At 70.1% G+C, this 26,927-nt stretch carries 24 protein-coding genes; 15 read left to right on the top strand and 9 right to left on the bottom strand.

The genetic code is table 11. The annotated features are described in order from the left end of the window. Nucleotides 1–141: 141 nt before the first annotated feature. Nucleotides 142–360 carry a hypothetical protein gene (locus tag VZQ01_RS18430; protein ID WP_223782102.1) on the bottom strand — a complete coding sequence of 73 codons (219 nt, stop codon included), beginning with the start codon at nucleotides 358–360 and terminating at the stop codon, nucleotides 142–144. A 254-nt stretch (nucleotides 361–614) separates the two neighbouring features. Between VZQ01_RS18430 and VZQ01_RS18425 the strand changes: the two genes are divergently transcribed. After that, nucleotides 615–1,919, top strand: coding sequence for a phytoene desaturase family protein (locus tag VZQ01_RS18425; RefSeq protein ID WP_426748509.1), 1,305 nt, complete (start codon nucleotides 615–617; stop codon nucleotides 1,917–1,919). 4 nt (nucleotides 1,920–1,923) lie between these two features. Continuing rightward, nucleotides 1,924–2,883 carry a sigma-70 family RNA polymerase sigma factor gene (locus VZQ01_RS18420; RefSeq protein ID WP_426748508.1) on the top strand — a complete coding sequence of 320 codons (960 nt, stop codon included), beginning with the start codon at nucleotides 1,924–1,926 and terminating at the stop codon, nucleotides 2,881–2,883. Between the two features lie 22 nt (nucleotides 2,884–2,905). On the opposite strand, the gene VZQ01_RS18415 is transcribed toward VZQ01_RS18420, so the two are convergent. Then, entirely contained in the window at nucleotides 2,906–3,721 is an 816-nt protein-coding gene (locus VZQ01_RS18415) for a prolipoprotein diacylglyceryl transferase (protein WP_223751973.1), read from the bottom strand. A gap of 473 nt (nucleotides 3,722–4,194) precedes the next feature. Between VZQ01_RS18415 and popC the strand changes: the two genes are divergently transcribed. The 4 genes from popC to VZQ01_RS18395 all read left to right on the top strand — a co-directional run bounded on the left by popC (nucleotide 4,195) and on the right by VZQ01_RS18395 (nucleotide 9,385). After that, nucleotides 4,195–5,622, top strand: a complete 1,428-nt coding sequence (gene popC, locus VZQ01_RS18410; RefSeq protein WP_141330969.1) for a subtilisin-like protease PopC — start codon at nucleotides 4,195–4,197, stop codon at nucleotides 5,620–5,622. Nucleotides 5,623–5,685: 63 nt separating this feature from the next. Continuing rightward, on the top strand, nucleotides 5,686–6,099 hold the full coding sequence (gene popD, locus VZQ01_RS18405; protein WP_046710407.1) for a PopC secretion inhibitor PopD: 414 nt from the start codon (nucleotides 5,686–5,688) through the stop codon (nucleotides 6,097–6,099). 283 nt (nucleotides 6,100–6,382) lie between these two features. Further along, the gene (locus VZQ01_RS18400) at nucleotides 6,383–6,826 is read left to right on the top strand and encodes an SRPBCC family protein (RefSeq protein ID WP_426748507.1); all 444 of its coding nucleotides are present in this window, start codon (nucleotides 6,383–6,385) and stop codon (nucleotides 6,824–6,826) included. A gap of 201 nt (nucleotides 6,827–7,027) precedes the next feature. Then, a complete protein-coding gene (locus VZQ01_RS18395) occupies nucleotides 7,028–9,385 on the top strand; it encodes a lytic transglycosylase domain-containing protein (RefSeq protein ID WP_426748506.1) in 2,358 nt (785 codons plus the stop codon). Between the two features lie 57 nt (nucleotides 9,386–9,442). On the opposite strand, the gene VZQ01_RS18390 is transcribed toward VZQ01_RS18395, so the two are convergent. The 5 genes from VZQ01_RS18390 to VZQ01_RS18370 form a co-directional block, all read right to left on the bottom strand. Beyond that, complete coding sequence (locus VZQ01_RS18390) at nucleotides 9,443–10,189, bottom strand: SDR family oxidoreductase (RefSeq protein ID WP_223751970.1); 747 nt, start codon at nucleotides 10,187–10,189, stop codon at nucleotides 9,443–9,445. Between the two features lie 217 nt (nucleotides 10,190–10,406). Beyond that, complete coding sequence (locus VZQ01_RS18385; protein WP_223751969.1) at nucleotides 10,407–11,624, bottom strand: aminotransferase-like domain-containing protein; 1,218 nt, start codon at nucleotides 11,622–11,624, stop codon at nucleotides 10,407–10,409. A gap of 3 nt (nucleotides 11,625–11,627) precedes the next feature. After that, nucleotides 11,628–12,104 carry an Lrp/AsnC family transcriptional regulator gene (locus VZQ01_RS18380; protein ID WP_082164907.1) on the bottom strand — a complete coding sequence of 159 codons (477 nt, stop codon included), beginning with the start codon at nucleotides 12,102–12,104 and terminating at the stop codon, nucleotides 11,628–11,630. A gap of 277 nt (nucleotides 12,105–12,381) precedes the next feature. Continuing rightward, entirely contained in the window at nucleotides 12,382–12,882 is a 501-nt protein-coding gene (locus VZQ01_RS18375) for a hypothetical protein (RefSeq protein ID WP_426748505.1), read from the bottom strand. A gap of 62 nt (nucleotides 12,883–12,944) precedes the next feature. Further along, nucleotides 12,945–13,340, bottom strand: coding sequence for a hypothetical protein (locus VZQ01_RS18370; RefSeq protein WP_223751967.1), 396 nt, complete (start codon nucleotides 13,338–13,340; stop codon nucleotides 12,945–12,947). Nucleotides 13,341–13,941: 601 nt separating this feature from the next. Here VZQ01_RS18370 and VZQ01_RS18365 point away from each other — a divergent pair. Both VZQ01_RS18365 and VZQ01_RS18360 read left to right on the top strand, forming a co-directional pair. After that, a complete protein-coding gene (locus VZQ01_RS18365; RefSeq protein WP_426748504.1) occupies nucleotides 13,942–15,267 on the top strand; it encodes an AHH domain-containing protein in 1,326 nt (441 codons plus the stop codon). A gap of 17 nt (nucleotides 15,268–15,284) precedes the next feature. Beyond that, on the top strand, nucleotides 15,285–15,851 hold the full coding sequence (locus tag VZQ01_RS18360; RefSeq protein WP_141330985.1) for an imm11 family protein: 567 nt from the start codon (nucleotides 15,285–15,287) through the stop codon (nucleotides 15,849–15,851). Nucleotides 15,852–15,860: 9 nt separating this feature from the next. Here VZQ01_RS18360 and VZQ01_RS18355 read toward each other — a convergent pair whose 3' ends face one another. Next, nucleotides 15,861–16,799, bottom strand: a complete 939-nt coding sequence (locus VZQ01_RS18355) for a TraB/GumN family protein (protein WP_426748503.1) — start codon at nucleotides 16,797–16,799, stop codon at nucleotides 15,861–15,863. Between the two features lie 240 nt (nucleotides 16,800–17,039). Between VZQ01_RS18355 and VZQ01_RS18350 the strand changes: the two genes are divergently transcribed. The 6 genes from VZQ01_RS18350 to VZQ01_RS18325 all read left to right on the top strand — a co-directional run bounded on the left by VZQ01_RS18350 (nucleotide 17,040) and on the right by VZQ01_RS18325 (nucleotide 24,117). Next, nucleotides 17,040–17,792 carry a TetR/AcrR family transcriptional regulator gene (locus tag VZQ01_RS18350; RefSeq protein WP_426748502.1) on the top strand — a complete coding sequence of 251 codons (753 nt, stop codon included), beginning with the start codon at nucleotides 17,040–17,042 and terminating at the stop codon, nucleotides 17,790–17,792. Between the two features lie 9 nt (nucleotides 17,793–17,801). Then, nucleotides 17,802–18,797 carry a 3-oxoacyl-ACP synthase III family protein gene (locus VZQ01_RS18345; protein WP_426748501.1) on the top strand — a complete coding sequence of 332 codons (996 nt, stop codon included), beginning with the start codon at nucleotides 17,802–17,804 and terminating at the stop codon, nucleotides 18,795–18,797. Nucleotides 18,798–18,812: 15 nt separating this feature from the next. Then, complete coding sequence (locus tag VZQ01_RS18340) at nucleotides 18,813–20,366, top strand: class I adenylate-forming enzyme family protein (protein WP_426748499.1); 1,554 nt, start codon at nucleotides 18,813–18,815, stop codon at nucleotides 20,364–20,366. 124 nt (nucleotides 20,367–20,490) lie between these two features. Then, nucleotides 20,491–21,093 carry a hypothetical protein gene (locus VZQ01_RS18335; RefSeq protein WP_426748498.1) on the top strand — a complete coding sequence of 201 codons (603 nt, stop codon included), beginning with the start codon at nucleotides 20,491–20,493 and terminating at the stop codon, nucleotides 21,091–21,093. 181 nt (nucleotides 21,094–21,274) lie between these two features. Beyond that, on the top strand, nucleotides 21,275–22,933 hold the full coding sequence (locus VZQ01_RS18330) for a hypothetical protein (RefSeq protein WP_426748497.1): 1,659 nt from the start codon (nucleotides 21,275–21,277) through the stop codon (nucleotides 22,931–22,933). A 2-nt stretch (nucleotides 22,934–22,935) separates the two neighbouring features. Beyond that, nucleotides 22,936–24,117 (top strand): alpha/beta fold hydrolase, encoded by a 1,182-nt coding sequence (locus tag VZQ01_RS18325; protein ID WP_426748496.1) that lies wholly within the window; start codon nucleotides 22,936–22,938, stop codon nucleotides 24,115–24,117. 524 nt (nucleotides 24,118–24,641) lie between these two features. On the opposite strand, the gene VZQ01_RS18320 is transcribed toward VZQ01_RS18325, so the two are convergent. Further along, nucleotides 24,642–25,661, bottom strand: a complete 1,020-nt coding sequence (locus tag VZQ01_RS18320) for an alpha/beta hydrolase family protein (RefSeq protein ID WP_408888438.1) — start codon at nucleotides 25,659–25,661, stop codon at nucleotides 24,642–24,644. Between the two features lie 156 nt (nucleotides 25,662–25,817). Here VZQ01_RS18320 and VZQ01_RS18315 point away from each other — a divergent pair, with 156 nt between their 5' ends. Next, complete coding sequence (locus tag VZQ01_RS18315; RefSeq protein WP_408888437.1) at nucleotides 25,818–26,855, top strand: synaptic vesicle VAT-1 family membrane protein; 1,038 nt, start codon at nucleotides 25,818–25,820, stop codon at nucleotides 26,853–26,855. Nucleotides 26,856–26,927: the final 72 nt, after the last annotated feature.

Raw genomic sequence — 26,927 nt, 5'->3', positions numbered from 1 at the left:
CGGGATGGAATCGCCGGTGGGAAGGGCTCACGAGGGCCTGACACCCGAGCGGGGAAAGCTGCGCAACCCACGCGTGTCATCGGGCTGCGACGCGCCATGTCCCCGGGCTCGGGTGCTTCGTCGAGGTGAACGGCCGGACGCTCAGGAGGACTGGGCGTCTGTCTTCGCGTCGGCGCCCGACGACGAAGGAGCGGGGCCGTAGACGGGCTCATCGCTCGGGTTGGGGTCCGGCAGCTTGAACGGCTGCGCGCGCTTCGCGGCGGTGCGATGGCCGCCGTTGACCTGGATGCCGTTCACGTGGTCGCAGCCGGCGAGCAGCAGCCCGGTGACGATGGCGATGTACGAGATGGTGTGGCGCATGTCGTCCCCCTTCGCGAAGCGGGAGCCACCCTATCACCGACCGGTGCGCGCGACAGTCCAGGGCGCGGCGGGGGCGGCGGTCATCGACCTCGGGCGTTTCGTGGGCGCGTGTGCGTGGGCCGCGGCGTTTCGCGCCTGGCCCCAACAAGGGCCGCGTGCGGGCTGTTCGTCGAGCCCCTGTAACCTTTCGCCGCCCATTTTCGTGGAGTCGTCGAACGCCGGGACTTCCCCCGGCGGTGCGACGGAGGACGGACATGGAGGCGAAGAAGGTGGCGGTGGTGGGAGGAGGGCTGGGCGGCCTGGCGACGGCGGCGCTGCTGGCGCGCGGCGGCTGCGCGGTGACGCTGTACGAGCGCTCCAAGCACCTGGGCGGTCGCGCGCAGACGACGGACGTGGAGGGCTTCCGCTTCAACCTGGGGCCGCATGCGCTGTACCGGGCGGGGGCCGGCATGCGGGTGCTCGGACGCCTGGGCGTGAAGCCGCGGGGCCGCGTCGCCGGAGAGTCGGGCGGCTCCTACGCGCTGCGCGCCGGCAGACTGCACACGCTGCCGCGCGGGCCCGTGTCACTCTTGACGACGGATGTGTTGCAGTTGAGCAGCAAGCTGGAGATGGCGCGGCTGCTCGCGAGCCTGCGCCGCGTGGACACGGAGCCGCTGACGCACGTGCCGATGCGCCAGTGGCTCGACACGCGCATGTCCCGGGAGGACGGGCGCGCCCTCGTCGCCGCGCTCGTGCGCGTGGCCACCTATGCCTCGGACCTGGACACGCTGAGCGCGGAGGCCGCGGTGACGCAGGTGCAGCTCGCCATCGAGGCCGGCGTGCTCTACCTCGATGACGGCTGGGCCGGCCTGGTGGACGCGGTGGCCGCCGTGGCGAAGGCGTCCGGCGCGACGCTGGAGCTGTCCGCGCGCGTCGAGGGCGTGGTCGTCGAGCAGGGCCAGGTGCGCGGCCTCCGGCTGTCGGATGGCTCGGTGCGCGCGGCGGACGCGGTGGTGCTCGCGGGGAGCCCCAGGGACGTGGCGTCGCTGCTGCCCGGGGACGCGGTGCTCGCGAAGGAGGCGGAAGGCGCCACGCCCATCCGGGCCGCCACGCTGGAGCTGGGCCTGTCGCGGCTGCCCAGGAGCGAGTCCCTCTTCGCGCTCGGCGTCGATGGCCCATGGTACGCCTCGGTGCACTCGGCCTATGCCCGGCTGGGGCCGGAGGGCGGCGCCATGGTGCACGTGATGAAGTACCTGTCGCCGTCCGCCCCCGAGGCGACCGAGGCGGAGCTGGAGGCGGTGATGGACGCGCTGCAGCCGGGCTGGCGCGAGGTGCTCGTCGCCCGCCGCTTCCGGCCCGCGCTGGTGGTGAGCCACTGGCTCCCGACGGCGAGCACGGGCGGCCTGTCGGGGAGGCCCGCGCCCGCGGTGCCGCACGTCGCGGGCCTGTTCCGCGTGGGAGACTGGGTCGGCGGGGAGGGGATGCTCTCGGACGCGTCCTTCGCCAGCGCGGAGTCCGTGGAGCGCGCGCTGCTCCATCACGCGGAGGTGGCGCCGCGTCGCCTGGCGGTGGGAGCCTGAGGCCATGTCGGACCTGTCACGAGGGGTGTTGGAGGAGGCGGCGCGCGAGCACGAGCGCTACCTCTGGGGCCTGTGCTACCGGATGACGGGCGTGGCGGCGGACGCGGACGAGCTGGTGCAGGAGACCTTCGCCCGCGCCCTCGCCTCGCCGCCCGCGCGGCACGAGGAGCTGCGCCCCTGGCTGACGCGGGTGGCGGTGAACCTGTCGCGGGACTCGCTGCGCCGTCGCCGTCGCGAGGGCTACGTCGGGACGTGGCTGCCGTCACCCCTGGAGACGGGGGACGAGGAGGTGCCGCCCGCGGTGGAGGCGAGGCTGCCCGGAGGCGGCTCCACGGAGGGGCGCTACGAGCTGCTGGAGAGCGTCTCCTTCGCCTTCCTGCTGGCGCTGGAGGCGCTGACGCCCAAGCAGCGCGCGGTGCTGCTGCTGCGCGACGTGTTCGACTCCTCCGTGCGCGAGGTGGCCCAGGCGCTGGGCATGAGCGAGGCGCACGTGAAGGTGGTGCACCACCGCGCCCGGGCGGCCATGGCCGCGTACGAGGGCGAGCGCTGCGTGCCGACCAGGGACCTCCAGCAGCGCACGCTCGCGGCGCTGGAGGGCTTCATGGCGGCGCTGCTCGAGCGGGACGTGGCCGCGGCCGAGGCGCTCCTGTCCGTCGACGTGAAGGCGCTCTCGGACGGCCGGGGCGAGGTGCGCGCCGCGCTGGTGCCCGTGGTGGGCGCGCGCCGCGTGCTGACGTTCCTGACGAAGCTGATGGAGCTGCGCGGCTCGCCGCGAGCGGTGGAGCTGCAGTGGCTCAACGGCCTGCCCGCGCTGGTGATGATTCTCGCGCCCGCGAAGGACCCGATGCTCGCGACGCGGGCGGTGGTGCGCGTGGACCTGGGCGCGGATGGCCGCATCGCCCACATCCACTCGGTGCTCGCCGAGCGCAAGCTCGCGAACCTCCGGATGCCCGAGCCCGTGTGAAGGGGCCCGGGCGTGGGGTGGCTCAGCCCGCGCGTCGGTGCGTGGGGTGGCCCGCGTGGGAGCCCTCGCCCGGCGCGGTGGCCTGGGCGCTCGGCTCGCGGCGGCGCAAGAGGCCCCACAGGCCGTAGGCCACCAGCGCGAAGCAGCCGTACTGCGCCGGCGTCATCCCGAAGTAGCGCGCGTCCACGTAGCTCATGTCCGTGGCGCGCAGGAAGTCGAAGCCGAAGCGGCACGCCGCGTACAGAATCGCCAGCAGCGGCAACAGCCGCCCCTTCATCTTCTCCACGTCCCGCAGCGCGTACAGCAGGCCGGAGATGGCGAAGAGCGCGATGGCGTCGTACATGCCCAGGTCGTGGCGGGGCCCGTTGGGGAACGCCACCGCCAGGAAGAAGTCGGTGCGCACGCCCGGGTGGTCATGCACCGCGAAGCACCCCAGCCGCGCCACCGCCCAGCCCGGCGCCACGCCCAGCGCGAACGCATCCGCGTAGTCGTTGAAGCGCAGCTTGCGGTGCCGGAAGAAGAAGATGGCCGCGATGATGCCGCCGACGAGGCCGCCGAAGGACGACAGCCCATCCCAGACCTTCAGAATCTGGAACGGACTCTTGGACAGCTCCTCCGGGTGGTAGAAGAACAGGTGCACCCAGTGTCCCACCAGCACGCCCACGCCCACGCCCCAGGGGGCGTAGTCGGCGAGCGGCGTGGGGTCCAACCCCTGCCGCTTCGCCTGGCGGCCAAGCAGGTTGGCGGCCAGCAGGATGCCCGCGGCCACGAAGATGCCGAAGGGCTCGATGGTGAGGGGCCCCAGCTTCAGCGAGGGGGCATGCCAGTAAGGAATCACGTCGATGGCTCCAGAGGACGGACCGTCCGCCCCACTTAATCCGTCGGGGGCGACGTAGGCGAACAATTGTGGGGAGGCGAACTTCCCCCTCTGCCGCCCCTGCCGCCCGGACGGCCCGGGTCGGCTGGCGGACACCCCTCCTGTGCCGCTCCGAGCAGTCAGAGGGCCTCCTTCATACTTCCCGACGCTCCAGAAAGTCCCGCCAGGACCGAAACAGGGGGGCTCAGGCGTCTACAGCTTGTAAACCCTGCTTTAATTGTCAGGTCGGCCCTGTCCAATCTCACAATGGCTTCAGGGATTCCGGGAGGTCTCATCACGCCGGGCGGGAGGTCCCGGCAGACGCGCGCCCAGCAAGCGCGCCTTCACATCCGCCGGGCTCGCGAGGCTCCGGGCATGGCGGACGCGGTCTGGATACGGGTGGCCCTTGTCCGTCGCCATCCGCGTTGCACGGTGGTTCAAGGAGTCGACAACCCATGAAGTCCTACCTGTTGGTCCCCAAGGAGTCCATCGAAACGCAGGCCCGCGTCGGGCCTCGCGGCACGCAGCAGGGTGAGCGCGTGTTGCCGCGCACCACGGCGCTTCGCTTCACCGTCGCCAACCGCGCGCCGGACACGCTGTCGCTCCTGGGCCTGCGCTCGGCGACGCTGCCCGGTCCCCGTCCTCCCGTCAGCGGGCAGGAGGCGCGCAAGCGCGTCGCGAAGGGCTCGAAGGTGAAGCGCCCCACCACCCGTGGCGCGGACGCGACCACCCCGCCCTTGCCCGGCGCTCCTGTCTCGGAGCAGACGGGGAGCGAGGCGGGCAGCTTCCGCTTCATGCCGCTCATCGGCGCCACCATGGCCCACTTCTACTCGGACGCCACGGAGGCCGAGGCGCGCGGCGAGCTCGCCGCCGACTTCGAGTTCATCCCCGACGTGGTGCCCCTGTCGTTCCCCGGACCGGTGTCCGCCGGACAGTCCGGCCCGCGCAACCGGGGCATGAGCTCCCTGGCCGAGCGCGAGTGGCCCGAGGAGAGCGGTGTCCCCCTGGCCCACGCCCAGGGCATCCGCGGCGCCGGCGTGCTGCTCGGCGTGCTCGACACCGGCGTGGACGCCGACCACCCCGAGCACGCCGCCAGGGTCATCCAGTTCCGCTACGTGTCGCTGTTCCCCAACTCGCCGCACAATCCGGCGCGGGACATCCGCGGCTTCGACCCGGACGGCCACGGCACCCACGTGTGCGGCATCGCCGCGGGCACGCACCACGGCGTCGCCCCGGAGGTGGACCTCTACGTCGCGTCCGTCATCGAATCGGAGACCATCCGCACCAGCCTGGGCCGCGTGGCCGCCGGCATGGAGTGGCTGCTGCACCAGTTCAGCAGCCCGCAGAACGTCACCCGCCCCGCGGTGGTGAACCTGTCCCTGGGCTTCCCGCTCAAGCCGCCGCCGGGCATCTCGGAGGCCGACTACCGCCTCAACCAGCGCGCGCTGCAGACCATGATCCGTCGGCTGCTCGACAGCAACGTGCTGCCTGTTGTCGCGGCAGGTAACAGTGGACCCGACACGGTTGGTTATCCAGCCGCCTTTGACGAGTCCCTGGCCGTCGGTGCAGTCGACTTCGAGCGCAACGTGGCTCATTTCTCCGCCAGCGGTGTCGTGGAGCGCCGCGTCGTACCCGACGTCATGGGTTACGGAGTCAATGTGTACTCGAGCACCGAGCGGCGTTGTAACAACCAGGCGTTCTACGAACGAATGAGTGGCACCAGCATGGCGGCGCCTTATGTAGCCGGTATCGCGGCGCTCTATCGGTGCCGCGCCCCTGACTTGACGGCGCTCGAGGTGCGGGATTTGATTTTGGCCAATGCGGTCAAGCTTCCTCGCTCTGGTGGTCACCGAACGGGCAAGGGCCTGGCTGTCTTCAGGTGACGGTGGTGGGTCGAAACCGGGGTCGGCGCCAGTCGAGCGCCGGGCCCGGGGGAGGATGAGGCCATGAGCAGAAAGAATGGCGAACCCGGAGACGGCTTCGCGGCGGGGGTTCCCCGCGTCTCCTCGGGTGTGCGAGCCTTGCCAGGCATGGCCAGCGCGCGCACGCAGCCCGAGTGGATCGACATCACCGTGATGCCCCGGGAGACGCCCGCGCCTCCCCGCGCGCGCGCGCCCGCACGGCCCCCGCCCCTGTCACGGGCGGAGGTCCAACGGGCCGGGCTGGCGGAGAGCGCTCGCTTCCACGAGAGCTTCATGCGCTGGCTCGAGGCGCACCACCTCCTGGGCTCCGTGCGTTCGGTGAGCGAGCCGGGCTCCATGCCCATGCTCCACCTGCGCTGCGCGCCTCGCGTGCTGGACCAGCTGCGGCGCGCTCCGGAGTTCGAGGCGGGCGCGATGATGCCCGTCGACCTCTACTAGCGGTGGGTGCCCCTCGCCGTGCACCCCTGGTCTGGGCTCCCCATCCGATGTCCCGGAGGGCGGCCCGTGGTGGCTCGTTCCACCTGGCGGCGCGGAGAGCGAGTCCCGGCTTCCAATCCGGGGAACTCACGTTATCTCCGCTTGTTCCTGATTAACTTAGAAACTCGCGATTCGCCTGTCATCCCGCAATCGTCCCGGGAGGCATGTGAGCGTTGGCTTCACACCGGTGACGGCGTGGGTGTGACTTTGCAGTGGCCAGAAGCGAAGGGCGCGAGGGGGGTGGATGTTCCAGTTGAGGACCGAGGCCTTCATCGACGCGTCCCCTGACGCCGTGTGGGCGGTGTTGTGTGACTTCAAGGCCTATCCCCTGTGGAACCCGTTGATGTTGGAGGCGCACGGGAGGGTGGAGGTGGGCGCGCGGGTGGCGATGAAGGCGCGCTCGCCGGATGGCTCGGGGCGGGTGTTCGGCTTTCGCGCCACGCTGACGCGGGTGGAGCCACCCATGAGGTTGGAGTGGACGGGCGGCGTGCCGGGGCTGATGTTCGGCCGGCACGGGTTCGAGCTGCGCCCCGAGGGCTCCGGGACGCGGCTGGTGCACGGCGAGGACTTCAGCGGCGTGGTGACGTGGTTCATGGGCAAGCCCCGGCGGGACGCGTTCCGGGCCGCCTATGAGGGGATGAACCGCGCGCTCGCGGAGCGGGTGAGGGCGGCCTTGCGCCCCGCGTGACGTCGTCTCCGGAGGCACCCTGGCGCAGGCGCACCCACGTGCGCGCGAGGGGCTTCCGTTGGCTTTCTGGCAGTGACGCGCGGACACGTCGCGCGCGTGTATCGCCTGGACGACGGGTGCGCGTGTGGCGTGCGCGCAGCCCGGTCCCAACTCCGCCCGGCGTGCAAATCCTCAGCGGCCCGAAACGCGACGAGGGCATGCATGGATGGACGACGTCGGCTGCGCGCGAGTGCCATGGCGGTGTGCGTGGCGTGCGCGGGCCTGGTGGGCGGCGCGGGCTCCGCGTGGGCGCAGGCTCCCGATGAGGGAGAGCCGGGAGAGGTGCTGTCGGAGGAGCAGCTCGAACAGCTCCTCGACACTCCCGCCGAGCAGCCCTCGGGCGCGGAGCTGTCCGTGGCGTCGTTCGGCCCGGAGCAGCTCGCGCCCTACTTCGCGGAAGGGGTTCTCGCGCGGGCGCATTCGGAGGTGCGGAGGGGACGCTTCGCGAAGGCGCGCGCGCTGCTCGCGGACCAGGAGCCCACGTTGCCGGTGCGCTTCCTGCGGGCGCAGAGCGCGCTGCTCGGCCGCGACTACTCAACTGCCGCGGAAGAGCTGTCGGCGCTGGCGGTGGACTATGTGCCGTTGAAGGACCACTGCCTGCTGTGGGCGGCGCAGGCGAACGAGAAGCTGCGCAGGTTGGAGCTGGCCGCCTCGCAGTACCGCGAGGTGAGCGCGGGCTCGCCGCTGTACGCGGAGGCACGCTTCAGCCTGTCGCGTGTGCTGCAGCGGCAGCGGGACATCCCGGGGGCGCTGCAGGCGCTGCAGGAGCTCATCGACAGCCGGCAGGCGCGGGGGCCGGATGCGCTGCGGATGAAGGCGCTGCTGGCCATCTGTGACCTGGCGCGGGCGCAGGGGCTGTACAACGTCGAGCACCGCGCGCTGCTGGAGGTGTGGGCCACGAGCCCCCTGTCGCGCGAGGCGCAGCGCGCGAAGGAGCGGCTCAAGGGGCTGCCCTTGCCGCTCAAGTGGAAGGTGCGCCGTGGGGAGGCGCTGGTGGAGCTGCACCGGCACGGGCCCGCGACGGAGCTGCTCGCGGGGGTGATGTCCCAGGTGGACCCGCCGGATGAGCTGTCGTGTCGGGCGCACCTGGCCTTCGGGCGCGCGCTGCGCAAGGAGCGCCAGCACCGCCGCGCCATCCAGATGCTGACGCCGGTGGTGGAGAAGTGCACGTCGGCGGAGTACCGGCCGCAGGCGCTCTACGTGCTGGGCTATTCGCAGTCGGTGGTGGACCCGAGGTCGGCCATCACCACGTACGCCACGCTCGCGCGCGACTATCCCGAGCATGGGTACGCGGATGACGCGCTCTTCTTCGAGGCGTGGCTGCTGCAGCGCACGGGGCAGCTGGATGAGGCGCTCGCGCGCTACCAGGAGACGGCGGAGCGCTACCCGGCGGGCAACTTCGCGTCGGAGGCGCTCTTCCGGGCCTTCTGGCTGCACACGCGGCGCGAGGCGAAGGCGGAGGCGCTGTCGGCGCTCGAGGCGGTGGAGCGGCTGCCCGCGGCGTCGCGCACGGACGAGGCGCTGTGGCGGGCGCGGTACTGGCGCGCGCGGGTGCGCGAGCCCGTGCCCCTGACGAGCGCGACCGCGCTCGATGACTACGAGCAGCTGGCCACCGAGCGGCCCGCGACCTGGTACGGGATGCTGGCGCGCTCGCGACTGGCGATGCTGGCGCCGGAGCGGCTGGGGCGGCTGTCGCCGGTGCCTGGGGCGAGCGGGGCCGCGGAGGAGCCCGCGGACGAGGTGTGGCCGCTGCCGCCGGGGCCGCTGCGTCACGACGTGCGCTTCGCGGCGGGCGTGGAGCTGTTGCGGCTGGGGCATCCGGGCGCGGCGGACGAGCTGCTCGCGGTGAACTCGCGAGGGCTGTCGGAGGCGCCGGCGCGGCTGCTCTACCAGACGATGGTGCGCACGGGGCGCAAGCGGGCCGCGCGGCAGGTGGCGCGCGAGTCGCTGCGGCGCGAGGTGCAGGGCCCGCTCAGCCCCGAGTCACGTCCGGTGTGGGAGGCGACGTGGCCGTTGGCGTTCCGCAACGTCATCCAGCGGTACTCGAAGGCGTCCAAGGTGGACCCGGATTTGATGCAGGGGCTCATCCGCGAGGAGAGCCGCTTCCGTCCCACGGCGCGCTCGTCCACGGGGGCGCTGGGGCTGGCGCAGCTGATGCCGGCGACGGCGAAGCAGGTGGCGCAGGCGCTGAAGCTGGGGGACGTGGGTGAGTCGAACCTGCTGCAGCCGGCGCAGAACGTGCGACTGGGCTCGGCGTACCTGGGGCAGCTGTTGCACCGCTTCGGTGGCAACGTCGCGTACGCGGTGGCGGCGTACAACGCGGGGCCGCACGCGGTGGACCGCTGGCGTCAGGCGCTGCCGCAGGCGGAGCTCGACGAGTGGGTGGAGCACATCGCGTTCGACGAGACACGCGAGTACGTGAAGCACGTGCTCGGCAGCTACGGCGCCTACAAGCTGCTCTACACGGGGCAGCCGGTGATGTTGCACCCGACGAAGGTCGAGGCCGCCAGCCGGCGATAGCGGCGTGTGCGGCGCGTCTCCTCGGGGTGACGGAGACGCGCCCGCACTGCGACGGCCTTAGAAGCTCAGGCCGCCGTCGACGTCGATGGTGCGGCCGTTGAAGTAGTCACACTCGAGGATGAACTTCACGGCCAGCCAGATGTCCTCGGGCAGGCCGATGCGGCCCACGGGGATGGCGGAGACCAGCGCGTCGCGGGCCTTCTGGTTCATGCCCTGCGTCATCGGTGTCTCAATCATGCCCGGCGCCACCGCGCCCACGCGCACGCCGAACGGGCCGAACTCGCGCGACCACGTCACGGTGTTCGCCGCCAGCGCCGCCTTCGCGGACACATAGTTGGACTGACCACGGTTGCCGTGCCGGGCGATGGACGACATGTTCACCACGACGCCGGGCTTCTGGTCCGTCTCCACCATCTTCGCCACCACCTCGCGCACCATCAGCGTGGCGCCCGTGAGGTTGACGCCGACGACGGCGTTCCAGTCCGCGGTGGACAGCTTCTTCACCTCGCCCGTCGTCCGGTCCTTCTTCACCAGCAGCGCGTCGCGGAGGATGCCCGCGTTGTTGATGAGGCCGTTGAGCCCGCCCATCGCCCCGTGCGCCCAGGCCACGAACGACGTGATGTCCGCCTCCGACGACACATCCAGCTTGCGCCGGTGGATGCCCGCGGGCAGCGCCGCCAGCTTGTCCTCGGCCACGTCGCCCACCGCCACCTGCGCGCCCGCCTCCATCAGCCGCTGCGCGAAGTGCGCGCCCATGCCCTGGGCGCCGCCCGTCACAATCACCTTCAGGTCCTTGAGCTGCATGTCTGTCTCTCTCCGGTGTGTTGGGGCGGCCTGTCGAAACCCACCTGTGGGCCCGTGCCGCCGGGAAACCCGCCGCCAAGGCTACGCAACCCGGCCCGCCCTGGCCAGCACCGATGGAGTTGAAACCTGAATCGACATTCAACTTGGGCGGAAACGAAAGCGCCACGTCGGGTGTCCGACGCGGCGCGGCACGACCTCGAGGTGTCAGGGGCGCGGCTTAGAGCGCGCCGGAGATGACGCCACCCAGCCGCTTCATGCCCTCGGTGATGAGCTCGGGCGGGCGGTTGGAGTAGTTGAGGCGGATGAACTCCGAGCGCGGGTCGCTGGCGAAGAACGGGCTGCCCGGCACAAAGGCCACCTTCTGGTCGATGGCGCGCGGCAGGAGCGTGTCCCCGCTCAGGCCGGGCGGCAGCCGGGCCCACAGGAACATGCCGCCCTCCGGATGCGTCCAGCTGGTGCCCTGGGGCATGTAGGCCTTGAGCGCGTCCAGCATGGCGTTGGCGCGCTGGCCGTACACGGGCGTGAGCGCGTCCAGGTGCGCGTAGTAGTCGAAGTCCTTGAGCAGCCGGGCCACCGCGCGCTGGGCGAGGGTGGCGGTGTGCAGGTCCGTGGACTGCTTGGCGATGGTGAGGCTGCGCACGAAGTCGCGCGGACCCGCCACCCAGCCGATGCGCAGGCCGGGGGCCAGCGTCTTGGAGAACGTGCCCAGCGAGACGACGACGCCCTGGTCATCGAACGCGGCCAGGGACGGCAGGTGCTCGCCGCGGAAGCGCAGCTCGCCGTACGGGTCGTCCTCGAGGATGAGGAAGCGGTGCTGCTGCGCCAGCTCCACCAGCCTCTTGCGGCGCTCCAGCGCCAGGGTGGTGCCCTTGGGGTTCTGGAAGTTGGCGACGATGTAGAGCAGCTTGGGCTTGCACGTGGCCAGCACCCGCTCCAGGTCATCCATGCGCATGCCCTGGTCGTCGCTCTCCACGGTGGCGAACTTCGCCTCGTAGCCGCCGAAGGTCTGCAGCGCGGCCAGGTAGCTGGGGTTCTCCACGATGACCAAATCGCCCGGGTCCAGCAGCACCTTGGCGACCAGGTCGATGCCCTGCTGCGAGCCGTTGGTGATGAGGACCTGGTTGGCCTCGCAGACGCGGCCCTTCCTGCCCAGGTGGCCTGCAATCCACTCACGCAGGGGGCCGAAGCCCTCGGTGGTGCTGTACTGGAGGGCGGCGGGGCCCTCGTCGGCCATGACCTGGGCGTGCGCCTGGGCGATGGCCTGGACGGGGAACAGCTCCGGGGCGGGCAGGCCGCCGGCGAAGGACAGGATGTCCGGCCGCTCGGCCACCTTGAGGATTTCGCGCACCGCGGACGTCTTGATGCGCGACATGCGTTGGGCGAGTCGCCAGACCGGCGGCGGGGGAAGGGGTGCGCTCATGGCATCGGCGCTCATCTTTCACTCTCCTTTGGCGAGCTCGGGAGGCACGCGGACGTGCGTGTCCTCCTTGATGGACGACAGGACGATGACGGTCTGCGTGCGGGTGACGCCGGCGATGGTGCGCAGCGTCTCCACGAGGAGCGAATCGAGCGTCCGCGTGTTGGCCGACTTGACCTTCAACAGATACGAGTCCTGCCCGGCGACGCGGTGGCACTCCAGCACGTCGGGCAGCGCGAGGACCTTCTTGGCGAAGCCCTCGAAGTACTTCGGATGTTCGATGCTCACCCCGATGAAGGCGGTGATGTCCTTGCCCAGCTTCGTCGCGTCCACGCGCGCCGCGTAGCCGGTGATGACGCCCCGCTCCTCCAGCTTGCGGATGCGCTCGGCCACCGCGGGCTGCGACAGCCCCACCGCGCGCGACAGCTCCAGCTGCGTCGCGCGGCCATCGCGCTGCAGCAGGTCCACCAGGCGGAAGTCGAGCTCATCCATGGGCATCGGCGGGTCTGACCTTATTTTTATAAGTGCTTCGAGGTTTCGACAGTTAAATTAAACTTGGCGTGCAAAATAAGCAAGTGGGGTGGAAGTGCAAGGGTGAACGACGTGGGAGGTCGCCCGGCTGTCCGTTCGCTCACGGGCAGTCGGGGCCCCACGGGCTCGATTGCACGCGTGGTGCCGGGGAGCGGACAGGTGTGAGGCGCGGGGAAGGGAAGCGCGGTCGCCACGGTGGGCGCGGGCGTGACCCGCGCGGGCGAAGCGGAGGGCCTGCGCCGTCTCAGAATGGTGCGCCGCCGGTCTGCACCTGCAGTGCCTGGCTGTTGATGGCGGTGAGGAGCCGACGCAGGGCCTCGGTGCGCTGGTCCGGCGTCATGTCGGCGAGCGCGGCGCGGAAGGCCTGGGCATCGTCGCTCGTCCAGCGCCGGACGCGGAGCGCGGCGTCGACGAGCCGTTCGCCTTCCTGCGCGGCAGCGAGGTTCTCGGCGGAGGCCGGGACGCTGGCCTCGGGGGTGAGGGCCTGGCGCGAGTCGGGTGAAGGGGCGGTCCGAGCCAGCAGCGTGTCGAGCACCGCGCGCTGGCTCGCGAGTTCACGGAGGACCCGCTCATTCACGTCCGGAGAGGGTGAGGAGGCTCGCGCCAGGAGCGTGTCGAACACCGCGCGTTGGTTCGCGAGCTCGTGGAGGACCTGCTCGTTCGTATCCAGGGCGGTCTGGCGTCCGGCGAGGAACGCGGTGGCGCAAGCGCTCAGCAGGAGGAGGGGCTTCGACAGAGGTGTCATCGCGGAGGGCGGCCCATGTGGATGCACGCGAAGGGGGCGCGCATCCCCACGGGCCTTCGGGCTTACGGCTGCTTGGGCGCGCCATGCGACGCGTTCGTCACGTGGAGGGACGTACAGGAGGTCCACGCGTCCCAGTTGAAGACGAGGTACGAGTCGGTCGTGATGGATCGCGCGGTCGCCACCAGGTCCGCGTTGGTCGACGAACAGCCGCCGTAGTTGCCGGCCGAATCCATCGCGAAGCAGCCGAGGGTGGGCGCGCTCCCCACGTACGTGGTGATGGAGCAGCCGATGAACTGCCGGGTGTCCGCGCTGTTTCGCGCGTCGCCCATCGAGCCCGAGGCGTTCATCGCGGACAGGTTGACGAGGACGGTGTTGGTGCTCTTGGCGCCTGCCCAGGCCGCCGTCCCGATAAGGGCCGTGATGCCGATTCCCACGAGCTTCGCGGTGTACTTCGTCATGGATGTCTCTCCTGGAGGAAACGGGATGTCTCTCCGGGCGGCAGGATGGCGTTCACGGTCCGTGAAGGCAAACATCGCGAGACGCGGGGTTCGTGAGACACCCCGGGTCTGGATTGCGTCGCCCGCGGCTCACCGCGGGATTGCCAGGGATTGAGAGCGAAGCCGTGTCGGGTGTATCGCCGAGGACTCACGGCTCTTCCGTTTCGAGAAGATGAGGCGCGCGAGGCTCAGGACGGAGCGCCATGGGTGCGCAGCTCGAGGGTGTTGGAGTTGAGGGTGGTGACGAGTCTGCGGACGACCTCGTCTTGCTGTGATGCGGTCAGGCGGTTCAGCGTGCGGCGCAGGGCGCTGGCGTCCTCGTCTGTCCAGCGTCGGGAGGCGATGGCGTTGTCGATGACCTTGGTGACCCTCCTGGAGGGCGGCGAGCGCCTGCGCGGAGGTCTCTGTCGGAGGTGTCTTGGCCGGACTTCGGGCCGTGTCGGCGTCTGCTCCACGAGCGCCGCTCGCATCGCCTCGGCTTTTGGATGGACACCGCCGTGGAACGTCGGACTGCTTTGCTATTGCGTCCCGAATCTCGCGAAGTCATGTGCACGGGGGCTGGATGAGCGCGCATCGCTTCATCGTGTGGGTGTTGGCGCTGACCTTGATGGGCTGTTCGAGCACGCGGGTCGTCCGACTGGACTCAGGCCAGGGCGTGCCAGAGGTCCATGTGCCCTTCGAGGAAGAGGACGCGGGGCCGGTGGAGTTGGACGACGATGAGTTCGAAGAGGCCCTGGTGGTGCTCGCCCGGGACGTGAAGCCCTTCGAGCACCCGTTGAGAGAGGCCCGCGAGCGCTTCGGTGTGCCGGAGCGAAGTGGTGTGTACGAGTACCAGCCTCAGGGCCCCAGGCTCGTCCCGCGCGGGGACGCGGAGGTCGGAGGACTCCGGTTGCTGGAGACGTACGCCGATGACGCGCTGACACGGGACTACGGGCGCTGGTGCGAGCGCAAGTCGCAGCCTGGAGACTGTCTGCGCCTACTGGAAGAGGGACCGTTGCTGGGGAGTGACGGCCGGTACTCGTTGGCGCTGGCCATCGCGATGGACGCGGTGTGGGAGGAGACCGCGGAGGCGCTGGAGGATGCGACGGACCCCCAGGCGTTGCTGGCGACAGTGACGGCGTCCGTGAGCATGTACTTGCTCTTGTGGGCGCTGCCCGAGCCCGTGTCCAAGGGGCTGGCGGCGCTGCTGACGGCGACAGCGATTGCGTACCTGGGCGTGGACACGGTGTGGCGGGTGCTGGATGGCTGGGTGGTGCTGGTGCGCGCGGCGGACCGGGCGCGGAGCTTCGAGGAGCTCAGCGCGGCGGGAGAGGCGTACGGCGAGGTGCTCGGAGAGAACTCGGCGCGAGTCTTCATGATGCTCGCGACGGCGGCGATTGGGAGCACGGCGGGGTTGGCGGCGAAGGCGTCAGGGCTGCCGGGCTCGGCGCAGGCGGCGGTCGCGGTGGCGTCGCAGGCGGGCTATCGGTACATGGCGGTGGGAAGCGTGCGCTCGGTGGCGATGTCGGCCGAGGGCTTCACGGTGGCGCTGGCGCCTCATGCGGTCGCCATGGCGAGCGGGCGCACCGAGAAGCACCACCTCGCGACGAACAAGAACAGCAAGTCCGCCGCGCGCGGAGGGCCTTGGACCCCGAGGTTCGAGAGACTCTTCAAGCGGGCTGGGATGAAGCTGAAGGACCCCGAGAACATCGTGCGCGTCGATGGGCACAAGGGGCCTCATCCAGAGGCATACCACCAACGCATCCTGGATCGTTTGCGCGAGGCGCTCGGTGACTGCCGCCGGGTGGATGAGTGTCGCGCAGTGCTGACGCGCTCGCTCAAGCAACTGGGCGACGAAGTGGCGACGAAGGGGACGGAGCTCAACATCCTCGTCACTCGGGGCGGATAGCCGCTAGAAACGACGTCATGCCAAGTCGCTATTTCAGGCTGGATGAGGACGTCCGAGCTGGATACTGGTACCTGGGCGACATCGAAAGCGCCCCGGGCCAGGAGGTGGACGACCCCTGGATGTTCATGGCGGGGCAACCCATCCAGGTCCAGGGGCCTCTCTGGGTGTCCATCGATGCGCCAGGAAAGCCGCTGGACTTCTGCCTCGCGGGCGTGGGGGTTGTCCCCATCCTCCACGTGAGGCTGGCGACCCTCTTCATGGAGATGGCTCCCGACGACGTGCAGACCTTCCCCGTGAGCATCAAGGGCCAGCCGGACCAGTACGTCATCCTGGTGGCCACGAAGGTCATCCACTGCATCGACGAGCAGGCGTCCAAGGTGCAGTTCTGGGACCCCAAGCACGCGCCGCCCGGGAAGGAAGGGAAGTACTTCGCGGTGGACGACATGCGCATCGACACATCGAAGGTGGGCGACGCCAAGGTCTTCCGCACCAAGGGTTGGCGCACCGCCCTCATCGTCTCCCAGGACCTCAAGCAGGCCCTGGAGCGCCTGAAGCCCAATGGCGCGAAGTTCACCCCCGTGTAGCCCCGCCCCTCACTCCACCGCCGCATCCCTCGGCAGCTGTCGCACCGTGTGCCCCTTCTTCTGCAAGAGCGCCACGATGCCCTCCGCGCCCACCACGTGCCCCGCGCCCACCACCACCAGGTGCACGCGCGGCTCACCCAGGAGCCCCTCCAGCCGGTCCGCCATCTGCACGTTGCGCTCGAAGAACACGCGCTCGTACACCGGCCGGTAGGTCTCATCCTTCGCCCCCTCCAGCAGCAGCCCCGCCATCCCCTCCGCGTCACCCGCCTGCCACGCCGACGTGAGCGCCTCGACAATCTCCCCAGGCCCCTGCTCCCGTCGCAGCTGGTCCCTCAACATCAAGTCCTGCAGCGACTCCGGCGTGCCCGCGAGCATCCGCAGCTGCCCGTCCGCCGTCTCCAACTCCACCACCTGCTTCTGCACCCCGTGCGCCTTGTCCAGGAACGCCCGGTCCACGCCGTGCCCCTGCTTGTAGCCCGCCGCCTCGAACTCCAGGTTGTTGAGCACCAGCCCCGCCAGCCACGGCCGCAGCCGCTCCAACCCCTTCACCTCCACCCCCAGCCGCGTCGCCGCTCTCCCCAACAACTCCCGCGTCGCCGGGTCCAACCGCTGCGTCAGGCGCTGCCCCTCCGGCAACATCCCCAGCTCACGCACCAGCTTCCCCATCGCGGCCGCGTCCGTCCTCGTCGTGTCCACCTCCACCGCGAGCACCTCCGCCTTGCCGAACGCCGCGTCCATCGACGCCGGCAACGCGAGCGCCCCCGGCTTCCCCATGTGGATGGACCCCACCAGGTACGCGGTGCCTCCCCCTGCCCCCTTCACCTCCCAGAGGAACGCCTTCCCCGTGTCGACCGGGGTGTACTTCCGCGCGGCCGGCGTGGACGCGCAGCCCGCGCCGAGCAGCACGACGAACAACAAGGACAACGGCAGGGACGACGCGCGCTTCATGGTGTGGGCTTCCCCCAGATGGTCCACCCATCGAACCACCCGGGCACGCACTGCGTCGAGGAACAACGTCCCCGGGGCCTGGCACGCCCGCGCTGCCTCGGACGGCTTCCGGAGTACGCTTCCTCACAGAAGACACGAGGTCTTCCGGTGACGCCCTGCGTCGCCCACAGTCCATGACGCGCGGAGCCATTCTCCGCGCTTTGACAACCCCATTGAGCGGGTGCTACCGCTAGGTGAAACATGAATCGGCCTTCAACTTCTCCAGACCGCTCCGGACCCGTGACACCGCGAGGTCAGCGGACGCGTGCGAAGCTGCTGAAGGCCGCCGAGTCGGTCTTCGGGGAGAAGGGCTACGAGCGCGCCTCCATCGCGGACATCACGCGCAAGGGCGGCGTGGCGCTCGGCACGTTCTACGTCTACTTCCCGGACAAGCAGTCCATCTTCGTCGAGGTGGTGGACGACCTGGGCACGCGCCTGCGCCGGCTCATCGCGGACTCCACCTCCAAGTGCGACAACCGCATCGACGTGGAGCGCGAGGGCCTGCGCACCTTCTTCCAGTTCGTGCGCCAGCACCCCAACCTCTACCGCGTGGTGCGCCAGGCCGAGTTCGTCGACGCCGACTGCTACCGCCGCTACTACGACCGCTTCGCCAAGGGCTACGTCACCGGGCTGTCGCGCGCCATGGAGGAGGGCGAGGTGCGCCGCATGGACCCGGAGGCGCTCGCCTACTGCCTGATGGGCATCGGTGACTTCCTGGGCATGCGCTGGGTGCTGTGGGAGGAGGACCCGGGCCTGGAGCGCGTGCTCGACACCGCCATGGGCCTCATCCGCCACGGCCTGGACACCCGCCCCGCGCCGCCCCCGGGCCGCAACACGCTCAAGCCCTCCAAGCCCGCCGCCAAGGCCGCGCCCTCCCGCGCCGCCCCCACCAAGACCGCGAAGAAGAACACCCTGCGTCCCGCGCGCCGTCCGGCGCGGAGCGCCCGGAGCTGACGAAAGCACATGCGATACGCGCAGATCCTCTCCACCGGCCGTTACGTCCCCGAGAAGGTCCTCACCAACGCGGACGTCGAGAAGATTCTCGGCGAGCCCGTGGACGAGTGGCTCCAGCAGAACGTGGGCATCAAGCAGCGCCACGTCATGGCGGACTCCCAGGCCACCAGTGATTTGTGCGTCGCCGCCGCCCGGCAGGCCCTGGAGCGCTCCGGGACGAAGCCCGAGGAGCTGGACCTCATCATCGTCGCCACCGACACGCCCGACTACCTGAGCCCCGCCACGTCCTCCGTGGTGCAGGCCAAGCTGGGCGCCCCCAACGCCGGCACCTACGACCTCAACTGCGCGTGCGCGGGCTGGGTGACGGCGCTGGACGTGGGCTCGAAGACGATTGCGGCGGATGACAGCTACCGGCGCATCCTCGTCGTCGGCGCGTACGGCATGACGCGCTACGTGAACTGGAAGGACAAGAAGACCTGCACCCTGTTCGCGGACGGCGCGGGCGCGGTGGTGCTGGGCGCGGGCGACAAGCCCGGCTTCATGGGCGCGAAGCTGCTCGCCAACGGCGAGTACCACGACGCGCTCGGCATCTACACCGGCGGCACGAACCGCCCCGCCACCGCGGAGACCCTGCCGCTCACCGGCGGCAAGCCCGCCGTGCAGTTCGTGCGCAAGTTCCCCTCCACCTTCAACACCGAGCGCTGGCCCATGCTGCTGGACCAGCTGCTCAAGCGGCAGGACCAGACGCTGGACGACGTGAAGCTCTTCGTCTTCACCCAGCTCAACCTGCGCACCATCGAAGCCACCATGAAGGTGCTCGAGCAGCCCATGGCCAAGGCGCACTACACGATGGACAAGTGGGGCTACACGGGCTCGGCCTGCATCCCCATGACGCTCGACGACGCGGTGGTGCAGGGGAAGGTGAAGACGGGGGACCTGGTGGCCTTCTGTGCCAGCGGCGGTGGGCTCGCCATGGCCTCCGCCCTCTACCGCTGGACGGCCTGAACCTTGGAGGCGCGCATGTTCATCGGAGACTGGATGGGGCGGGGCGCCCTGTACTGGCCCGAGCACGTCGCGGTGGTGGACACGGCCAAGGGCGACGCCGGCCGCTTCACCTACCGCACCCTGAACGCGCGCGCCGAGGCGCTCGGCGGCTGGCTGCGCGACGTCGCCGGGGTGAAGCCCGGGGACCGCGTGGGCCTGGTCGCCCACAACGGCGTCGAGTACCTGGATGCCCTCTTCGCCTGCGGCAAGCTGGGCGCCATCTTCGTCCCCTACAACTGGCGTCTGCACGCCGCCGAGCTGACCGACCTGGTCCGCTCCATCCGCCCGCGCGTGCTGCTCTTCGGCGACGACTTCCGCGACGCCGTGGCCCAGGTGCGCGAGAGCGTGGGGGACTCGCTGCGCCTGGTGGCGCTGGAGCCCCAGGGGCTGCCCGGCGCCGCCCCGTATGCGCAGGTGCTCGCGCACCGCCCCACCGCGCCCGTGCGCAACGACGCCGTGTCCGAGGAGGACACGCTGTGCCTGCTGTTCACCGGCGGGACGACGGGGCGCTCCAAGGGCGCGTGCGTCAGCTACCGCATGGTGGCGTGGAACACGCTCAACACGCTGGTGCACGAGGTGCGCCCCGGCGACGTCACGGTGACGCACACGCCCATGTTCCACACGGGCGGGCTGCTCGTGTACACGCTGCCTTTGCTCACCGCGGGCGGCACCGTGGTCATCATGCGCCGCTGGGAGCCGGAGGAGCTGCTCGCGCTGATTCCCCGCGAGAAGGTGTCGCTGTTCTTCGCGGTGCCCACGCAGTACCAGCAGCTCCTCGACTCGCCGCGCTTCCAGTCGACGGACTTCTCGTCGGTGCGCTTCATGACCAGCGGCGGGGCGGCGCTGCCGGTGCCGCTCATCCAGGCGTGGCAGGCGGTGCACGCGGTGCCCTTCAAGCAGGGCTTCGGGATGACCGAGTTCGGCCCGGGAATCTTCAGCATGGGGCCCGAGTTCGCGGTGTCCAAGGCGGGCTCCATCGGCCGCCCCAACTACTTCATCGCGGCGAAGCTGGTGGACGACGACGGCCGCGAGGTGCCGACGGGCGACGTGGGTGAGCTGGTCCTGAAGGGCCCCTCCATGTGCTCGGGCTACTTCGAGGACGAGGCCGCCACGCGCGAGGCCATCGACGCCGATGGCTGGTTCCACACCGGCGACCTCGCGCGCCAGGACGCGGACGGCTTCTTCACCATCGCCGGCCGCAAGAAGGACATGTTCATCTCCGGCGGGGAGAACGTGTACCCGCTGGAGCTGGAGTCCGTGCTGTACGAGCACGCGGCCGTGCAGCAGTGCTCGGTCATCGGCGTGCCGGACGCGAAGTGGGGCGAGGTGGGGCGCGCCTTCGTGGTGCTCAAGCCCGGCGTGGACTGCACGGGTGATGCGCTGCTCGAGCACCTGCGCGGCAAGGTGGCGCGCTTCAAGGTGCCCAAGCGGGTGGTGCTGGTGGAGCGCCTGCCGGTGTCCGCGGCGGGGAAGATTCTCAAGCGCGAGCTTCGCGAGGCGGCCATCGCCGCCGACGCCGAGGGGCGATGACGCCCACCGGCTCCGACGCACCGCGCTGAAACACTGTCTGGGCGGGCATGTCTGGGGTTGGCCCTGCATGCCTGTCGTCTGTCGTGACACCCCGGCGGTGACGCCGGAACGAAGGGAGCACCACATGAAGAAGAAGCTGCTGTCCGCGGTCATGGTTTGCGCGCTGGGCTTCGTCGGCTGCGGAGATGACGACGGCGACCCCACGCCGACCCCCCAGGCCCCCAAGCTCGACAGCTCCGCCAACATCCTCGCGTTCCTCGAGGGCAAGTCGATGATCATGGAGGGGGCCAACATCCCCAGCCACCCCAACGGCTTCAGCGAAGATGTCGACTACGGCGCGGCGTCCCAGTGTTACCAGAGCGTCACCATGTCGGTGGCCGGTGGCAACTTCAAGGTCGACAGCATCCCGGGCACCATCGCCGACGGGGCCTGCAATCACGACGCGCCCAAGAACCCGCTCTCCTTCACGTCCAACACCGTCCTCATCGAGAACGTGGCGTCCGACGGGAGCTGCTTCGACGTGACGTTCTCCTTCCCGGGCGGCCTGGTGCAGGAGGGCCGCGGCGGCTTCACCGCGGACCAGAAGACGCTCAAGCTGGAGCTGTACTTCAAGAACCAGGCGACGGGCAGCCGCTGCGCCAACGGCGCGGTGGGCACGTCCAGCTCCGTGACGCTCAACGGCCAGCCCTTCACGGGCAACGCCGTGCAGACGTACTCCATCCGCTAGGCCGCTTCACCTCGTGCCGGAGGGAGGGTGCGCTCCCGCCCTCCCTTTCCGGCCGCAGGTCCGGACGCGGGTGCTCTTCGCCCGCGTCCCCCAGGAGCCTGGCCGTACCTGAGCCATCGACAGTGGTGACATCCGAGCCCGGTGTACCGGGAGCGCCCCGCCGTGCGGGGCCGAGGTGGATATGACGGGAAGTGGGTTCGAGGCACGCGAGACGCTGCGGCGCAACGCGAGGGTGCTCGCGGCGCTGGGCCTCGTGGGACTGGCGACGCCGGCCGCCGCGCAGAGCACCCCGGTGCCGGGGCTGTACGCCGAATGGCAGGAGGAGAAGAGCCGCGAGGAGGACGCCGAGCCTCGTGAGTTCAATCTCATCAACTACTTCTTCACCCGCGTCTCCATGACGAACCAGATTGGTGACCCGGCCGGCCTGCGTGGCGTGGCGCTGGGTCCCATCGGCTCGCCCGTGGGCAGCGCGGTGAGCACGCAGTCCGGCCGCTCGGCGTACTTCATCGAGCAGCGCTGGATTCCCGTCATCGAGTACAGCCCCTTCTTCGTCGACGGGCTGGCGTCGTTCCGCGCGCAGTTCGAGGTGGACTTCCTCTGGGGGCGCTCGGCCAACACGATTGGCCAGAACGAGGGCGGCGGCTTCAACGCCGACCAGGTGAACATCCAGACCAAGAACGTCAACGTCGCCATCTACCCGACGCGCAACCCCAACCAGCTCACGCTGCTGGTGGGCACCCAGCCCGTCTACGACAGCGCCTATGACCCGACGCGCACGCCGCTGTCGGACCTCACGCGCACCGGCTACAAGCTGGCCTTCCTGGGCAGCGACGCGACGGGCCTGTCCATCTTCAGTGGCCTGAAGGGCAACGCGCGCCTGAGCTTGTTCCCGCTGGGCAGCGCGCAGGCGGACCGCGCCACGCGCAACGACCCGCGCCTGAAGTACATCTGGCTGGCGATGGCGGACTACGTCTACCCGGTGCGCCCCAACACCAACGTGGGCGTGTCCGCGTGGGCGCTGAACGACGACACCAAGGGTGACGCGTACGCCTTCGAGGGCCTGGTGAAGAGCGGCCCGTCGTCCACGGGCCTGCCGGGCTTCACCGGCACGGCGCGCTTCAACATCAACCGCCCCACCGGCACCGTCTTCTGGGCGGGCGCGCACTTCAACCACAACATCGACTTCCGCAACGGTCGGCTCGGGGCCTCCGGTTTCGTGATGTACAACGGCGGCAAGTACAAGAGCGACGACCCGGAGAACTCGCCCATCGACGAGCTGAGCATCTCCGGCGTGTCCGCCAACCTGGAGGTCATGTACCAGTGGGGCCGCGGCCCCGGCGACGTCGTCACGCTGGAGGGCATGTTCTCCACCGGTGACTCCAACCTGGAGGACGACAAGTACACGGGCGCCTTCACGCTGAACCAGTACGGCCTGCCGGGCGCGGTGTGGTTCAACCACAAGATGCTCATCCTGTTCCCGTTCACCAGCACGGTGAACAACTACACGGGCGCGGTGACGGACATCTCCAACCAGGGCTACGGCCTGCGCGCGGGCATCGCCTCGGCGTCGTGGGACATCGTGCCCAACAAGCTCAACCTCAAGGTGGCCACGGGCCTGGCGAACTCGGGCGCGGACCCGACGCCCTGGGTGGCCGAGGTGCGGCGCGGCCGGTTCATCGGCGCGGAGGTCAACGCGGAGCTGCGCTACCACATCCGCTACCTGATGACCGTGGGCCTCCACGGCGGCTACCTCTTCCGCGGCAGCTTCTACGACGGCTCGGCCACCGTGCGCAGCGACCCGTGGGCGGCCTTCACCACCTTCACCTGGTACGCGTTCTGACCATGAGCACCTCCCGCGCTTTCACCGCGTTGCTCCTCGCGGCGGGGTTGTCCTCCGCCGGTTGCGTGCGCTCGTATGCTGGCGAGTCCGCGCTGTCCTTCCAGGACCTCGACTACTCCACGGCAGGCACCAAGCAGGCCTGGCCCGTGCACCGCGTGGCCCTGCCGGACGTCACCGCCCGGTATGGCCTGGCCAGCCCCCTCCACGTCTCGTACGTGGATTTGCCCGCGCCCTCGCCCGAGGCGAAGACGGTCATCTTCGTGCACGGCCTGGGCTCGTATCTGAAGTTCTGGCAGGCGCAGCTGGACGTGTTCCACGCGAAGGGCTACCGCGTCGTCGCGGTGGACCTGCCGGGGTACGGCAAGTCCGACAAGCCGGCCACGTTCCCGTACACCACCGAGGCCATGGCGGACGCGGTGGCGGAGCTGGCGCGGGTGCTGGGCGTGGAGAAGCCCATCCTCGCGGGGCACTCGATGGGCGGGCAGACGTCGCTGTCGTACGCGCTGCGCTACCCGGACGCGCTGGAGGCGCTGGTGCTGGTGTCTCCGGCCGGGTTCGAGAAGTTCTCCTGGAAGGAGAAGCAGTGGTTCCGCCGGGTGATGAGCTCGGACTTCATCAAGGCGGCGCCGGAGGCGGGCATCTGGGGCAGCGTGCGTCAGGGCAACTTCATGCACTGGCGGCCGGAGCTCGAATGGCTCATCCAGGACCGCGTGCGGCTGGCGAAGTCGCCGGAGTTCGACGCGTACGCGTACGCCAACGTCCGCACGGTGCGGGGCCTGGCGAACAACGACTTCGTGCGCGACAACCTGCACCGCGTCTCGGTGCCCACGCTCATCGTCTACGGCACGGATGACCGGCTGATTCCCAACCCGTTCCTGCACGGCGGCGAGGCGCGCGAAATCATGGAGTACGGCGCGTCCCGCATCCCCGGCGCGGCGCTGGCGCCGATGAAGGGCTGCGGGCACACGGTGCAGCTGGACTGCCCGGAGCCGGTCAACGAGGTGTTGCTCGCGTTCCTGGCGGACCCCGCGGCGGCGAAGCCGTTCGTGGAGAGGACGAAGCCCGAGGACAAGGCGCCCAAGCCGAGCGAGCCCGCGCCCGTGCCCGGCGCGCCGGAGACGCAGCCTTCGCCGACGCCCGCGCAGAACGATGCGCCCGCGCCGTCGGACGGGCTGCGGCCGTAAGGTGAGGCACGGCCTCGCGCCGAGAGGTTGACCGGCCTCGGCGCGAGGGTGCGCACGGCGCCCTCCGGAGGATGCGACGACGCCCTCCGTGGAGACGCGCGGCGGGAGGGCCGCCAGCGCCGGAAGGTCGGAGGTGGTGAAGACGAGCGGCGCGCTACCGGGTGTGGACATAGGGGACCCGGGTCGTGAGCGCGCGGCAAGGCTCGAAGCGGGGAGGTGACCTCCGACTGGGAGGAGGTCCCCCGCGACGAGGTGTCGCGCTCGCGCTGGAAGCGGGTGGGGCGGCCTCATCCTGAAACCTGGATGAGGCCGCCCGGGACTTCGCGCGCCTTCGCGAGGCGGCGAGCCGGCCCGTGTCCACTCCCCCACGGCGTGGACGACTGTCGACTCACACCTCTGCGGCGGGCGCGCGTTGCGCGCAGGTCCGCGCGCGATGTCCTGACTTCAAGTGACTCCCACGTCGGGCCCGTGCTCCCGGCGACGTCTCAGGTGACGACGCGCCGGGAGACGAGAGCGGGGTGTGGCTACGGGACGACGTGGTTGCGCACCATGCTGTACTGCACCGCGCCGGTCAGGTCCTTCGAGTTGTAGTGCCCGTAGGGATAGGCCGAGTACACCTTCTCACCCTGCTGCCCGGGGATGCGCGAGGTGTAGTCGCCATACACGATGCCGCCGTAGCCGATGATTTCGTCGGCCGTGGAGTAGATGCTGTAGCGGTACGCGCCCTCGTAGCCGCTCGTGGCGCGCAGGTTGTCCAGGAACGTGGAGCGCCCGTACACCACGCCGAAGTACAGGTAGCCCGGATACAGGCCGTTGGTGGAGCCGCACGTCGGCGTGGTGGGACCCGTCTGGTAGCAGGACGTCAGCCCCAGGTTCGCGCCGGCGATGCCGACGAACGTGTCGACGGAGTTCGTCAGCGGCGCGCCGACGTTGTACGCGCCCCCGTTGGCGGAGTCGTTCGCGGAGCCGCCGAGGATGGCCTTGCGTGCGAGCGTCACGCCCATCGAGTGGGAGATGATGTCCACCTTCGACGCGCCGGTGTACGCCTTCACCGCCTCGATGAAGCGGCGCACCCGCATGATGTTCGGCTTCGAGTGGTACTGCACGGCGGTCTGCATGATGTCCGCCGGGCCCCACGTCAGCGCGTACAGCTCGCTCGTCTTGTAGCCATTGGCCAGGAAGTAATCGAGCGACGCGCTCCACCCCGACTGGCCCGCGGTGCCGGTGCCCACCGCCTTGTCGGAGTTGCCGTGGATGAAGATGACGGGCGTGTTCACCACGGTGTCGGTGCTGCTGGCCCTGCCGCCGTAGCTGCCGCCGGCGAGCTCGTACCGCGCGAAGTTGTCGTCCTTGTAGCCGTTGGCCAGGAGCCACTGCTGGAAGTGCGGCGTGATGCCCGCGGTGGAGGCCGCGGACTCGGTGGCGCCGAGCTGCTCGGTGATGGGCGCTTCGGGCGTGACGGGCTCCTCGAGCCCCTCGCCGCAGCCGGTGAGGGCTCCGACGAAGAGGGGGGCCATGAGGAACAGCGAATGCCGCAATCGCATGGTGGACTCCTTCGGTTGTGGGGGATGCAAACGCGCTCGGACCGAGACATGTCTTCGAGCGCGAGACGCAGTGTAGAGACATCTCACGCGAGCGTCGTCATCCGAGTGGACGCGCGCGCACGTTGTCGCGCTGCGTCGCGTGATAGTCATCGGGACATGCGCGCACGCAAGGTGGTCATCCCGAAGGCCGGTGGTTACGAGCAGCTCCGCGTCGAAAACCTGAATCAGGTTTCACCTGGGAGCGGGGAGGTGAGGGTGGCCACCCAGGCCATCGGGGTGAACTATGCGGACTGCGTCATCCGCATGGGCCTGTACGCCTCCGCGAAGGAGTATGTGGGGTGGCCGATTACCCCCGGCTTCGAGTTCGCCGGCACGGTGGACGCGGTGGGCGAGGGCGTGACGGACCTGGCACCCGGCGACCGCGTCTTCGGCGTGACGCGGTTCGGCGGGTACGCCACGCACGTGGTGGTGCCCCGGCACCAGGTGTTCTCGCTGCCGTCGAAGCTGACGATGGAGCAGGCGGCGGGGTTTCCCGCGGTGTTCCTGACGGCGTACTACGCGCTGTTCGAGCTGGCGCACCCGAGGCCGGGAATGAATGTGCTGGTGCACTCGGCGGCGGGCGGGGTGGGCAGCGCGTTGTTGCAGCTGGGGCGCATCGCCGGGTGCCGGATGGTGGGCGTGGTGGGCGGCACGCACAAGGTGGAGGCGGCGAGGGCGCTGGGCGCGGACGTGGTCATCGACAAGAGCCGTGAGGATTTGTGGAAGGCCGCGGAGGCGGCGTCACCCAAGGGCTACGAGGTGGTGCTGGACGCGAACGGGCCGTCGACGCTGAAGGACAGCTACCGGCACCTGGCGTCGCCGGGGAAGCTGGTCATCTACGGGTTCCACTCGATGCTGCCGCGCACGGGCGGCAAGCCGAACTACGCGAAGCTCGCGTGGGATTGGCTGCGCACGCCGCGCTTCGACCCGCTGACGCTGACGAACGACAACACGAGCGTGCTCGCGTTCAACCTGTCGTACCTGTTCGAGCAGCGCTTCGTGCTGGAGGACAGCATGGCGCGGCTGCTCGCGTGGGTGGAGGAGGGGAAGGTGGTGTCGCCGAAGGTGACGACCTTCAAGCTGGATGACGTGGCCCAGGCGCACCAGGCGCTGGAGTCCGGCACGACGGTGGGCAAGCTGGTGCTGGTGCCGTGAGCGGCGGGCTTCAGTCGCCGGTGCCCGGGCTCCCGTGCTTGGGAGGGAAGGGCCCCAGGGGAAGCAGCTTCG

It is taken from the genome of Myxococcus faecalis (genome assembly GCF_050039385.1).
GTDB lineage: Bacteria > Myxococcota > Myxococcia > Myxococcales > Myxococcaceae > Myxococcus > Myxococcus fulvus.
Note: the sequence above shows the minus strand (reverse complement) of the source record. Positions and strands in the feature narration are given on the sequence as shown.

What these genes read in the sequence shown, in the direction of transcription:
- VZQ01_RS18430 (WP_223782102.1), bottom strand. Translation starts at nt 360, where the DNA reads ATGCGCCACACCATCTCGTACATCGCCATCGTCACCGGGCTGCTGCTC.
- VZQ01_RS18425 (WP_426748509.1), top strand. Translation starts at nt 615, where the DNA reads ATGGAGGCGAAGAAGGTGGCGGTGGTGGGAGGAGGGCTGGGCGGCCTG.
- VZQ01_RS18420 (WP_426748508.1), top strand. Translation starts at nt 1,924, where the DNA reads ATGTCGGACCTGTCACGAGGGGTGTTGGAGGAGGCGGCGCGCGAGCAC.
- popC (WP_141330969.1), top strand. Translation starts at nt 4,195, where the DNA reads ATGAAGTCCTACCTGTTGGTCCCCAAGGAGTCCATCGAAACGCAGGCC.
- popD (WP_046710407.1), top strand. Translation starts at nt 5,686, where the DNA reads ATGAGCAGAAAGAATGGCGAACCCGGAGACGGCTTCGCGGCGGGGGTT.
- VZQ01_RS18400 (WP_426748507.1), top strand. Translation starts at nt 6,383, where the DNA reads ATGTTCCAGTTGAGGACCGAGGCCTTCATCGACGCGTCCCCTGACGCC.
- VZQ01_RS18395 (WP_426748506.1), top strand. Translation starts at nt 7,028, where the DNA reads ATGGATGGACGACGTCGGCTGCGCGCGAGTGCCATGGCGGTGTGCGTG.
- VZQ01_RS18390 (WP_223751970.1), bottom strand. Translation starts at nt 10,189, where the DNA reads ATGCAGCTCAAGGACCTGAAGGTGATTGTGACGGGCGGCGCCCAGGGC.
- VZQ01_RS18385 (WP_223751969.1), bottom strand. Translation starts at nt 11,624, where the DNA reads ATGAGCGCCGATGCCATGAGCGCACCCCTTCCCCCGCCGCCGGTCTGG.
- VZQ01_RS18380 (WP_082164907.1), bottom strand. Translation starts at nt 12,104, where the DNA reads ATGCCCATGGATGAGCTCGACTTCCGCCTGGTGGACCTGCTGCAGCGC.
- VZQ01_RS18375 (WP_426748505.1), bottom strand. Translation starts at nt 12,882, where the DNA reads ATGACACCTCTGTCGAAGCCCCTCCTCCTGCTGAGCGCTTGCGCCACC.
- VZQ01_RS18370 (WP_223751967.1), bottom strand. Translation starts at nt 13,340, where the DNA reads ATGACGAAGTACACCGCGAAGCTCGTGGGAATCGGCATCACGGCCCTT.
- VZQ01_RS18365 (WP_426748504.1), top strand. Translation starts at nt 13,942, where the DNA reads ATGAGCGCGCATCGCTTCATCGTGTGGGTGTTGGCGCTGACCTTGATG.
- VZQ01_RS18360 (WP_141330985.1), top strand. Translation starts at nt 15,285, where the DNA reads ATGCCAAGTCGCTATTTCAGGCTGGATGAGGACGTCCGAGCTGGATAC.
- VZQ01_RS18355 (WP_426748503.1), bottom strand. Translation starts at nt 16,799, where the DNA reads ATGAAGCGCGCGTCGTCCCTGCCGTTGTCCTTGTTGTTCGTCGTGCTG.
- VZQ01_RS18350 (WP_426748502.1), top strand. Translation starts at nt 17,040, where the DNA reads ATGAATCGGCCTTCAACTTCTCCAGACCGCTCCGGACCCGTGACACCG.
- VZQ01_RS18345 (WP_426748501.1), top strand. Translation starts at nt 17,802, where the DNA reads ATGCGATACGCGCAGATCCTCTCCACCGGCCGTTACGTCCCCGAGAAG.
- VZQ01_RS18340 (WP_426748499.1), top strand. Translation starts at nt 18,813, where the DNA reads ATGTTCATCGGAGACTGGATGGGGCGGGGCGCCCTGTACTGGCCCGAG.
- VZQ01_RS18335 (WP_426748498.1), top strand. Translation starts at nt 20,491, where the DNA reads ATGAAGAAGAAGCTGCTGTCCGCGGTCATGGTTTGCGCGCTGGGCTTC.
- VZQ01_RS18330 (WP_426748497.1), top strand. Translation starts at nt 21,275, where the DNA reads ATGACGGGAAGTGGGTTCGAGGCACGCGAGACGCTGCGGCGCAACGCG.
- VZQ01_RS18325 (WP_426748496.1), top strand. Translation starts at nt 22,936, where the DNA reads ATGAGCACCTCCCGCGCTTTCACCGCGTTGCTCCTCGCGGCGGGGTTG.
- VZQ01_RS18320 (WP_408888438.1), bottom strand. Translation starts at nt 25,661, where the DNA reads ATGCGATTGCGGCATTCGCTGTTCCTCATGGCCCCCCTCTTCGTCGGA.
- VZQ01_RS18315 (WP_408888437.1), top strand. Translation starts at nt 25,818, where the DNA reads ATGCGCGCACGCAAGGTGGTCATCCCGAAGGCCGGTGGTTACGAGCAG.